The organism is Pseudomonas sp. FSL R10-0056 (assembly GCF_009600105.1).
GTDB classification, from domain to species: Bacteria; Pseudomonadota; Gammaproteobacteria; order Pseudomonadales; family Pseudomonadaceae; genus Aquipseudomonas; species Aquipseudomonas bubulae.
In genome coordinates this window covers 41,147-50,947 of sequence record NZ_WIWL01000185.1, presented here as the reverse complement: position 1 = coordinate 50,947, position 9,801 = coordinate 41,147, and the positions used below count along the sequence as shown (strand labels likewise).

General features: G+C 60.9%; 9 protein-coding genes. 2 read left to right on the top strand and 7 right to left on the bottom strand.

Annotated features, from left to right (window positions below; genetic code table 11):
- On the top strand, nucleotides 1-516 hold a 516-nt coding region (locus GHO42_RS15070; protein WP_153384161.1), incomplete at its 5' end, for an energy transducer TonB.
- Nucleotides 517-666: 150 nt separating this feature from the next.
- Here GHO42_RS15070 and GHO42_RS15065 read toward each other — a convergent pair.
- Nucleotides 667-1,812 (bottom strand): IS481 family transposase, encoded by a 1,146-nt coding sequence (locus GHO42_RS15065; RefSeq protein WP_368668064.1) that lies wholly within the window; start codon nucleotides 1,810-1,812, stop codon nucleotides 667-669.
- A gap of 192 nt (nucleotides 1,813-2,004) precedes the next feature.
- Between GHO42_RS15065 and GHO42_RS15060 the strand changes: the two genes are divergently transcribed.
- On the top strand, nucleotides 2,005-3,495 hold the full coding sequence (locus GHO42_RS15060; RefSeq protein WP_095000592.1) for a DASS family sodium-coupled anion symporter: 1,491 nt from the start codon (nucleotides 2,005-2,007) through the stop codon (nucleotides 3,493-3,495).
- Between the two features lie 97 nt (nucleotides 3,496-3,592).
- On the opposite strand, the gene GHO42_RS15055 is transcribed toward GHO42_RS15060, so the two are convergent.
- The 6 genes from GHO42_RS15055 to GHO42_RS15030 are packed head-to-tail and all read right to left on the bottom strand — an operon-like array spanning nucleotide 3,593 to nucleotide 9,671.
- The gene (locus GHO42_RS15055; RefSeq protein WP_095000591.1) at nucleotides 3,593-3,946 is read right to left on the bottom strand and encodes a Na+/H+ antiporter subunit G; all 354 of its coding nucleotides are present in this window, start codon (nucleotides 3,944-3,946) and stop codon (nucleotides 3,593-3,595) included.
- Nucleotides 3,943-4,221: a K+/H+ antiporter subunit F gene (locus GHO42_RS15050; protein WP_048358261.1), complete on the bottom strand. Its 279-nt coding sequence runs from the start codon at nucleotides 4,219-4,221 to the stop codon at nucleotides 3,943-3,945. The genes GHO42_RS15055 and GHO42_RS15050 overlap by 4 nt, the downstream gene beginning before the upstream one ends.
- On the bottom strand, nucleotides 4,218-4,706 hold the full coding sequence (locus GHO42_RS15045) for a Na+/H+ antiporter subunit E (protein ID WP_095000590.1): 489 nt from the start codon (nucleotides 4,704-4,706) through the stop codon (nucleotides 4,218-4,220). Before GHO42_RS15045 ends, GHO42_RS15050 begins: the two co-directional genes overlap by 4 nt.
- Nucleotides 4,703-6,388, bottom strand: a complete 1,686-nt coding sequence (locus GHO42_RS15040) for a monovalent cation/H+ antiporter subunit D (RefSeq protein WP_153327610.1) — start codon at nucleotides 6,386-6,388, stop codon at nucleotides 4,703-4,705. Before GHO42_RS15040 ends, GHO42_RS15045 begins: the two co-directional genes overlap by 4 nt.
- On the bottom strand, nucleotides 6,385-6,729 hold the full coding sequence (locus GHO42_RS15035) for a Na+/H+ antiporter subunit C (protein WP_003446102.1): 345 nt from the start codon (nucleotides 6,727-6,729) through the stop codon (nucleotides 6,385-6,387). Before GHO42_RS15035 ends, GHO42_RS15040 begins: the two co-directional genes overlap by 4 nt.
- Nucleotides 6,729-9,671: a monovalent cation/H+ antiporter subunit A gene (locus tag GHO42_RS15030; RefSeq protein ID WP_095019769.1), complete on the bottom strand. Its 2,943-nt coding sequence runs from the start codon at nucleotides 9,669-9,671 to the stop codon at nucleotides 6,729-6,731. Before GHO42_RS15030 ends, GHO42_RS15035 begins: the two co-directional genes overlap by 1 nt.
- Between the last annotated feature and the right edge of the window lie 130 nt (nucleotides 9,672-9,801).

Sequence of the window (9,801 nt, the reverse complement as noted above, 5' to 3'; positions counted from 1 at the left end):
GTTGAGGCCAGGCCCGAGGTGGTCAAGCCTAAAGTGGACCCGCAGATCCAGGCGCGCAAACTGGAACAGGCGGCACTGGCGCGCAAGCGGGTCGAGGAGCAGAAGCAGGCGCAAGTGGAGCAACAAAAAGCCGCGCAGCAGCGCGCCGAACAGGTTGAGGCCCAGCGTCAGCAGGCCGTGGCTGAACAGGCCCGGGTTGCAGCGGCGGATAATGCCCGCCGAGCGCAACAGGCCGCTGCGGCGGATGTGCGTCAGTACCTGCCCATCAGCAAACAAGCCCCGGACTACCCGCAACGGGCACTGGACAAGGGCATTCAGGGCGATTGCACGGTGGAGTACTCGGTAACGCCCCAGGGCAAGGTCGACAACCCCAAAGTGGTGGGCAACTGTCACCCGGCGTTTATTCGTCCTTCACTGGTGGCGGCGGCGACGTTCCGCTACCAGCCGCGCATGGTCGATGGCCAGGCAGTGACGGTGCCGGGGGTGCGTAATACCTTTCACTACAAGATCCAGTAGCCCAAAGCCCCCTCACCCTAACCCTCTCCCAGAGGGAGAGGGGACTGATTGGCGTTGAGTTTGAATCCGCGTGCGGTCAGCTCCCTCTCCCTCTGGGAGTGTATGGACCGGGGACATCGCGAACACTTTGTTCGGAGACATAGCGAACAGTTAGCGCAGCGATTTCCCTGATATTACAACTCCGGTCACCCTGTCAATTTGGGCAATACGATGGCTTCCCCAGAAGACATCGTATTGCCCATCCCGAGTACCGTCTCTTACCCCTACACGCTCGCCTACAAACCCTTTCCCCAATTTCCAGGCTTGGCCGTGCCAGTAAATCTCACCTTTGGGCTGTACTTTTCGTACGTCTAGATCACTACTGTATTCGAGCGGAGCCAGTACTTCCTGATACGCCCTTGAGCTGGACGTGTAGCGAGAAGCCGGTACCTGCATGCCGATACCACCATGCGGGCGCTCGTGGTTGTAGACCTGGCGCCATTCATCCAGTGTGAGCTGTGCGCTGGACAGGTCTATCAGGCACATTCCCTTGAACACTTCCCTGATCATGCTGCGATGTTGTCTCTCCAGCTTGCCCTGCGTTTGAGGGTGATAGGGCCGCGAGTGGCTCACCTTTACGCCCTGGCGCATGATCCAGATCTCCAGCCCCGTGTAGCTCTCCGGCTCGTCGCCCCACGGCGCGCCGTTGTCCATCGTCATGCGGTTCGGCAGCCCGTACTGGCGAAAAGCATTGATCAGATGGGCCTGAACCGTGCCGCGCTGCTCGTTGCCGCAGGCAGCGATGGTCAAAAGAAAGCGAGAGTGGTCATCCAGCACGGTCAAGGGATGACAGCGCCCGGTGCGCATGGGCACATGGCCTTTAAAGTCCATTTGCCACAGGTCATTGGGCTGCTCGTGCTCGAATGAGGTGAAGGGCCTGACGAGGCCTGCTTGAGGGTCAATGCGGTCATTACGCTTGAGAATGGCATGAACCGTACTCGCTGCCGGCATGGTGCTGCCACGTCGCTCAAGGCACCCCTTGATCTTGCGTGCGCCCCAGCCGGTGTGCTCGATGTTGAGCGCCAGGATTTGTTGCTCGGGCTCCGGCGCGGTTCGATTGGGCGAAGTGTGGGGGCGACGGGACTGATTTCTCAGCCCGTCCTTACCCGCACACTGGAAGCGTTTGAGCCATTTATAGGCAGTTGTCCGACCGATATTGAAGTGCTCGCACAATGCTGTGATGTTGGCGCCTTCGGCCAAAGCTAAGGAGACAAATTCAAGACGAAGATCCATGGCGGACATCTCTTTCCAGGACACATCACACCTCCTTAAGGGGTCAATGTGTCGTATTAAAAGTGTTCGCGATGTCTCCGAACATTATGTTCGCCATGTCCCCGGTCCATACAGGGAGAGGGTTGGGGTGAGGGTGCCTCTGAGCTGATCAATATCAAAACCCATCCGCTGCTCTTGACCTATGCTCCACGGGTTTTCAAGCTCAAGGAGATGGCCATGAATGCGCCTGCAACCAGCCCCACGCCGGCTACGGCAAAAGCAAAACTTCCCATTGGTCTGGTGATAGCAGTCCTGGTCATGATCGGCATCCTGCTGCTGCCACTGCCCGCCGACTTGCCGGTAGCCGGTCATCGCATGCTGGCGATCCTGGCATTTGCCGTGGTGGTATGGATCACTGAAGCGGTGTCGTACGAAGCCAGCGCCATCATGATTACCTCCCTGATGGCATTCCTGATCGGCATGGCGCCCACCCTGGCGGACCCGTCCAGGCTTTACGGCACCTCTGCTGGCATCACCATGGCCCTGACCGGGTTTTCCAATGCTGCCCTGGCCCTGGTGGCGGGTGCCCTGTTTATCGCGGCTGCCATGACCCACACCGGCCTTGACCGGCGTATTGCCCTGGTCACCTTGTCGCGTATCGGCACCAGCACCCGACGCATTTTGCTGGGGGCGATTGCGGTCACCATTTTGCTCAGCCTGGTGGTACCCAGTGCTACGGCGCGCAGTGCCTGCGTGGTACCGATCATGATGGGGGTGATCCTGGCCTTCGGCGTGGACAAACGCTCCAACATTGCTGCCGGGATCATGATTGTCGTGGCCCAGGGCACCAGTATCTGGAACGTCGGCATTCAAACCGCGGCGGCACAGAACCTGCTGACCGTAGGCTTTATGGACAAGATGCTCGGTGCGCGGGTGAACTGGCTCGACTGGCTGATCGCCGGTGCACCCTGGGCCATCATCATGTCGGCGGTGCTGCTGTTTGTGGTGCTGAAAATGCTCCCGCCAGAGAGTGACAGCATCCCCGGCGGCAAAGAGGCCGTAGAAAAATCGCTGGCCGAACTGGGCCCCATGACCGGCCCGCAGAAGCGCCTGATGGGCGTATCGATCGCCTTGCTGCTGGCCTGGGCCACCGAGGGCAAGCTGCACAGTTTTGACACCACTTCGACCACCTATGCCGGCCTTGTATTCTTGCTGCTGCCGCGCTTTGGCGTGATGACCTGGAAAGACGTGCAGTCGCGTATCCCCTGGGGCACCGTGATTGTGTTCGGGGTGGGTATCAGTTTGGGTACGGCCTTGCTCACCACCCAGGCCGGGCAGTGGCTGGGCGGGCAGGTGGTGGCCAATACCGGGCTGGATCAGGTAGGGCCGCTGGGGATCTTTGCGATTCTGGGCGCGTTTTTGATATTGATTCACCTGGGCTTTGCCAGTGCCACGGCATTGACCTCGGCCTTGCTGCCGATTCTGATCGCGGTGCTGCAAACCTTGCCGGGCGAATTCAACCGCCTGGGTATGACCATGCTGCTGGGTTTTGTGGTCAGCTACGGTTTTATCCTGCCGATTAACGCCCCGCAAAATATGGTGTGCCTGGGCACCCAGACCTTTACCGCGAAACAGTTCGCCAAGGTCGGGTTGATCGTTACGGCGGTGGGTTATCTGCTGATGCTGCTGTTCGGTGCCACGTACTGGAGCTGGCTGGGCTGGATGTAGCCCAGTGGGTGGGAGCGGGCTTGCCCGCGATGGGCGCACTGCGGTCTGACAGACACACCGCGTCGTTCCTATCGCGAGCAAGCCCGCTCCCACAGGTTCAGTTAGCGTTTTCGCTACGTCCGCCGCTGCTGACTTCCGCAGGTACATCCTCGCCCGCCATGCGCTTGCGGAACAGCGAAGTCCGCGCCAGCAGCAAGGTGGTCACCGGCACGGTAATCGACAACAGGATCGGCATCAGCCAGGCATGCAGTACCGGGGTCGATTTAAGGGCGGAAAAGTACAGAATCGAGGCCAGGGCCACGCCCCAAGCGCCAAGAGTCGAAGCCAGTGCCGGCGGGTGCATGCGCTGAAAAAAATCCTTGAGGCGCAACAACCCGATAGCGCCGCACAAGGCAAACAGGCTGCTGAGCACCAGCAGCACAGCCACCGATATTTCGATCCAGAGACTCATTCGATCACCTCGCCACGCAGCAGGAATTTGGCCAGCGCAAACGAGCCGACAAAGCCAAACAGGGCAATCAGCAGTGCGCCTTCAAAGTAGGTGTCACTGGCGTATCTGATACCCAGCACCAGCATCATCAACATGGCCAGGATATACAGATAGTCCAGCGCCAGAACCCGGTCCTGGGCCGAAGGGCCCTTGAACAGGCGGATCACGGTCAAGACCATTGCCAGGCTGAAAATAAACAGGCTGAGCAGGATGGCATTGGTGAGCAGGGCACTCATTCAAAAATCTCCATCAATGGGCGCTCGTAGGCGGTTTTGAAGTGCTCGATAAACGACGCCTCGTCATCCAGGTCGAACACGTGCAGCAACAGCACGCTGCGGTCCAGCGCCAGTTCCGACCAGATGGTGCCGGGCACCACGGTGGTGATCATCGACAGGGCGGCAAGACCGTTGGCATCGCGCAGGTCCAGGGGGATTTTGATAAACCGCGAACGGGGCGGATTTTTGCCGGCGCGCAGTACACCCCAGGCCACGGCAATATTGGAGGCCACCACATCGCGGCCTACCAAAAAGAACAGCTTGATAATCACCCCGGGACGGCGAATCCGCACCGGCAGCGGGCGCAGCGGCGCAAACATCACCGGCGCCAGAATGGCCAGCGCCGCGCCCAGCAGCAGATTGCCGGCACTCAGGGACAGGTTGAGCAACAGCCACAATGCCCACAGTGCCAGGGACAGCCAGGGAGCAGGGAACAGGCGCCTCATGGTTGCACCTCCTGTAGTGTCGCCTTGGCCTGCGGGCTTGGTACAGGGCGGGTGGCAATCACGGCCATGACATAACGCTCGGGGTTGTTCAGGGTGTCGGCGGCGGCCTGGGTATAACGCAGGACCGGCTCAGCCTTGAACGTCAGCACCACACACAGCCCCAGCAGCAGCACGATGGGCAGGCATTCAATGCGGCGCAGGATCGGCGACGGGCGCTCAAGGGGGGTCCAGAAACGCTGGATGCCCATGCGTGCAAAGCCGATCAACGAGGCCAGCCCGGAAAGAATCAACAAGGCCAGCAGGCTCCAGGCCGCGGTTGAGATTGGCGCATCGGTGGCATTGCCCAGCCCCAGCGGATTGAGCAGGGCATTGAGCAGGCCAAGTTTGCCGATAAAGCCCGACAGCGGCGGCATGCCGATGATTAGCAGCGCGCAGGCGATAAAGCTCAGGCCCAGAAAGGCCATCGTCCACGGGATGACCAGCCCGACCACCACTTTCTGTTCGTCGTCCAGGTTGCTGCCCCGGGGCGGGGCCGTGGGCTCGCTGAGGCTGGGCGTGACCTCGACATCATCCTCAAGCACAAGGTCGGCAGAAGAACGCGAGCGTTCAATCAGCTCGGCCAGCAGGAACAGCGCACTCAGGGCCAGGGTGGAACTGACCAGATAGAACAGTGCGGCGCTGGTCAGGTTGGGCTGGGCGAAGCCCACGGCCGACAACAGGATCCCGGCAGACACCAGAATACTCAGGCTGGCCATGCGCTCCAGGCGCTGGGCGGCGAGGATGGCGATGGCGGCGCAAACAATGGTGGCCATGCCGCCGTAGATCAGCCAGTCACCGGCAAAGTACGCCGATGCCCCGGCTTGCCCGGAGAACAGCAGGGTCCACAGGCGCAGCACGGTATAGATACCGACCTTGGTCATGATCGCAAACAGCGCCGCCACCGGCGCACTGGCCGACGAGTACGCCGGTACCAGCCAGAAGTTAAGCGGCCACATGCCGGCCTTGGCCAGAAAGGCCACCGCCAGAATGGCCGTGCCGGCATGCAGCAAGCCGCGATCGGCCTCGGGCACCAAAGGGATCTTCAGCGCCAGATCGGCCATGTTCAAGGTGCCGGTCACCCCGTAGATCAACGCCGCACCGATCAGGAACAGCGACGATGCCAGCAGGTTGATAGAGATGTAATGCAGCCCCGCCGACACCCGCGCCTTGCCCGAACCATGCAGCATCAAACCGTAGGAGGCGGCCAGCAGCACTTCGAAAAACACGAACAGATTGAACAGGTCGGCAGTCAGGAAGGCGCCGTACAGGCCCATCAGCTGGATCTGGAACAACGCGTGGAAGCTGGCCCCGGCACGGTCCCAGCGGGCCATGGCGAACAGCAGGGCGCAACTGGCGATGATACCGGTCAGCACCAGCATCAAGGCGCTCAGGTGATCGACCACCAGGGCAATCCCGAACGGCACTTGCCAGTTGCTCGGCAGGTACACGCCAATCGAAGCCGGAATCGCTTGCTCGCGAGTCCACAGCAACAGCATCACCGAAATACCCAGGCCGAGCAGGGTCGAGACCAGGTTGATCCGCGCCTTGAGCGGGCGGTGTTTTTCCCCCAGCAACAGCATGCAGGCAGCGGTCAGCAGCGGCAGCAGAATGGGCGCGACAATCAGGTGCGGCATTACATTCATTCTTTTGGCTCCCGGCCATCAACGTGGTCGGTACCGGTCAGGCCCCGAGAGGCCAGCAAGACCACCAGAAACAGCGCGGTCATGGCAAAACTGATGACGATGGCAGTGAGTACCAGTGCCTGGGGCAGCGGGTCGGTGTAATTGAGCAAGTCCTGGGGCACGCCGTCCTTGATCACCGGCTCCTTGCCGATAAACAGGCTGCCCATGCTGAAGATAAACAGGTTAACCCCGTAAGACAGCAGGCACAGGCCCATGACCACCTGAAAGGTTCGCGGGCGCAGAACCAGCCAGGTGCCCGATGCGGCCAATACTCCGATAGCGATGGCGATGACTTCTTCCATCAGGCGGCTCCTTCTTTGGATGCAAGAGGCGGTTGCAGGGCAGGCAGCGGGGCAAGCTGATTGCTCGGGCGATGGGCGCGCACCGACTGGTGAGCCAGTGCCGTCAGGATCAGCAGCGTTGCACCGACCACCACCGCATACACGCCAATATCGAAGAACAGGGCGCTGGCCACATGAATATCGCCCAACAGCGGCAGGCTGAAGTGAGCGGTGTGGGTGGTCAGGAACGGATAGCCCAGGGGGATCGAGCCCAGCCCGGTCAGGGTTGCGCATAACAGCCCGGTACCCATCCAGCGCAGCGGTCGCAGGCTCATTTGCGCCTCCACCCACTGCGTGCCGGCAACCATGTACTGCAGGATAAACGCCACACTCATCACCAGGCCGGCGACAAAGCCACCGCCGGGCTGGTTGTGACCGCGCATGAACAGATACATCGACACCACAAAGGCGATCGGCAGCAACAGGCGCACCAGCACCGCTGGCACCATCATAAAGCCCAGGGCGGTGTCACTGGCGCTGCGCGGGTTGACCAGGTCGGTCATCACGTCCTTGGCCAGCAAGCGCTGCTGGGCAGGCAATTGCATGCTCTCTTTGGACGGGCGGAAGCGGCGCAGCAGGGCAAACACGGTCAGCGCCACGGCGGCCAGTACGGTGATCTCGCCGAGGGTGTCGAAGCCGCGGAAGTCCACCAGCATCACATTCACCACATTGCTGCCGCCGCCTTCAGGCAGGGCGCGGCTGAGGTAGAACGAGGAGATATCGTTGGGTGTTTGACGGGTCAGCATCGCGTAGGACAGCAACGCCATGCCGCCACCGACCGCGGTGGACAGCAGCAAGTCGCGCAAGCGACGGACCTGGGCCTTGCGCAACGTGCCCGGCAGCGGTGAAACCTCTTCGATCCGACGCGGCAGCCAGCGCAGGCCCAGCAGGATCAACACCGTGGTCACCACTTCAACCACCAGTTGGGTCAACGCCAGATCAGGCGCCGAAAACCATACGAAGGTCACGCAGGTCATCAGGCCGCATACGCTGACCATGGTCAGGGCTGCGAGACGGTGGTACTTGGCTTGCCAGGCAGCGCCCAGGGCACAGGCAATCGCAATCAGCCACAGGGTGATAAACACGATCGAGCCCGGTATTTTCGGGCGGTCGCCCCAGCCCAGCCCGCTGTACAACATCGGGATCAGCCCGGCGATCACGGCGACCAGAATCAACAAAAACAGCTGGGTTTGCAGGCGCTGGGTGCTGATGCGGCGTTCCAGGCGCCGCGCGCCGCGCATGATCACCACCAGGCTGCGCTCGAAGAAGCGTTTGCCATTGAAATACTGGATCAGCGGCGGCAGCGGGAAGCGGTCGAGCTTGAGCTGCTTGCGCAACAGCACATACAGCACGATACCGCCGGACATGGCGATCAGGCTCATGATCATGGGGGCATTCAGGCCGTGCCAGATGGCCAGGCTGTACTCGGGCAACTCACCCCCCACCACGGGTTGAGCCGCTGCAGCAAGCAGCGGGCCGACGGTTTGCGCCGGGAAAATGCCCACGGTCAGGCAGGTAAGCACCAGCAGTTCAACCGGGGCACGCATCCAGCGCGGTGGCTCGTGGGGTGTATGGGGCAAGTTGGTCGCGGGTGGGCCGAAGAACACATCCACCGTAAAGCGCAGGGCATAAGCCACGCTGAAGGTACCGGCGATCGTCGCAATGACCGGCAGGGCGATTTCTACCCAAGCCGTGGAATTGATAAACACGGTTTCGGCAAAGAACATCTCTTTGGACAGAAACCCGTTCAACAGCGGCACCCCGGCCATCGAGGCACTGGCCACCATGGCCAGGGTCGCGGTGTAAGGCATGAGCTTGAACAGGCCGCTGAGCTTGCGGATATCCCGTGTGCCAGTCTCATGGTCGATAATCCCCGCCGCCATAAACAGCGACGCCTTGAACGTGGCGTGGTTGAGGATATGGAACACCGCAGCCACAGCGGCCAGCGGGCTGTTCAGGCCCAACAGCAGGGTAATCAGGCCCAGATGGCTGATGGTGGAGTAGGCCAGCAGGCCTTTAAGGTCATTTTGAAACATCGCGCAATAGGCGCCCAGCACCAGGGTGCAGGCGCCGGCGCCACTGACAATCCAGAACCACTCTTCGCTGCCCGACAGCGAAGGCCACAGGCGCGCAAGCAAAAAGACCCCGGCCTTGACCATGGTTGCCGAGTGCAGATAGGCCGATACGGGGGTTGGCGCCGCCATGGCGTGGGGCAACCAGAAATGGAACGGGAACTGCGCGCTCTTGCTCAGGGCGCCGATCAGGATCAGCGGCAGCAGGATCGGATACAGGCTGTGGGCGCGGATCTTGTCGCCAGCAGCCAGCACGGCATCCAGATCATAGCTGCCGACGACATGGCCGAGCAGCATAACCCCCGCCAGCAGACACAACCCACCCGCGCCCGTGACCATCAGCGCCATATAAGCGCCGCGACGGGCATCCGAGCGGTGGTGCCAATAACCAATCAGCAAGAATGAAAAGAGGCTGGTGAGCTCCCAGAAAAACACGATCTGGATCAGGTTACCCGACAACACCAGGCCCAGCATGGCCCCCATAAACGCCAGGAAAAACGCAAAAAAGCGCGGGACCGGGTCCTCGGGTGACATGTAATAACGGGCGTACAGCGACACCAGCGTGCCGATGCCAAGCACCAGAATCGAGAACAGCCAGGCGAACCCGTCCAGGCGCAGAACGAAATTCAGGCCGAGGCTGGGCAGCCACATGAACTCTTCACGGATAACCCCACCGTGGGCAATCTGTGGATAGAGCAGGGCTACTTGTACAGTACCGATCAAAGCAATCAGACCGGCCAACAGTGATTCACTGTTACGTGCGTTATGCGGCAAAACAGCCGCCAGACAGCTGCCGATAAAGGGCAGAAGCAGTAGAACTATCAGGGACATAGGCTTCTAATCTGCAGGAGTTTGTAAGCGATCATACGGGGCGGGCTGCAGATCACCAACAGCAAACCTGTGGCTGAATCCTACAAAGACTGTCGATAACCTGTCTGGTTTCCTACAGCTCTACCCCTAT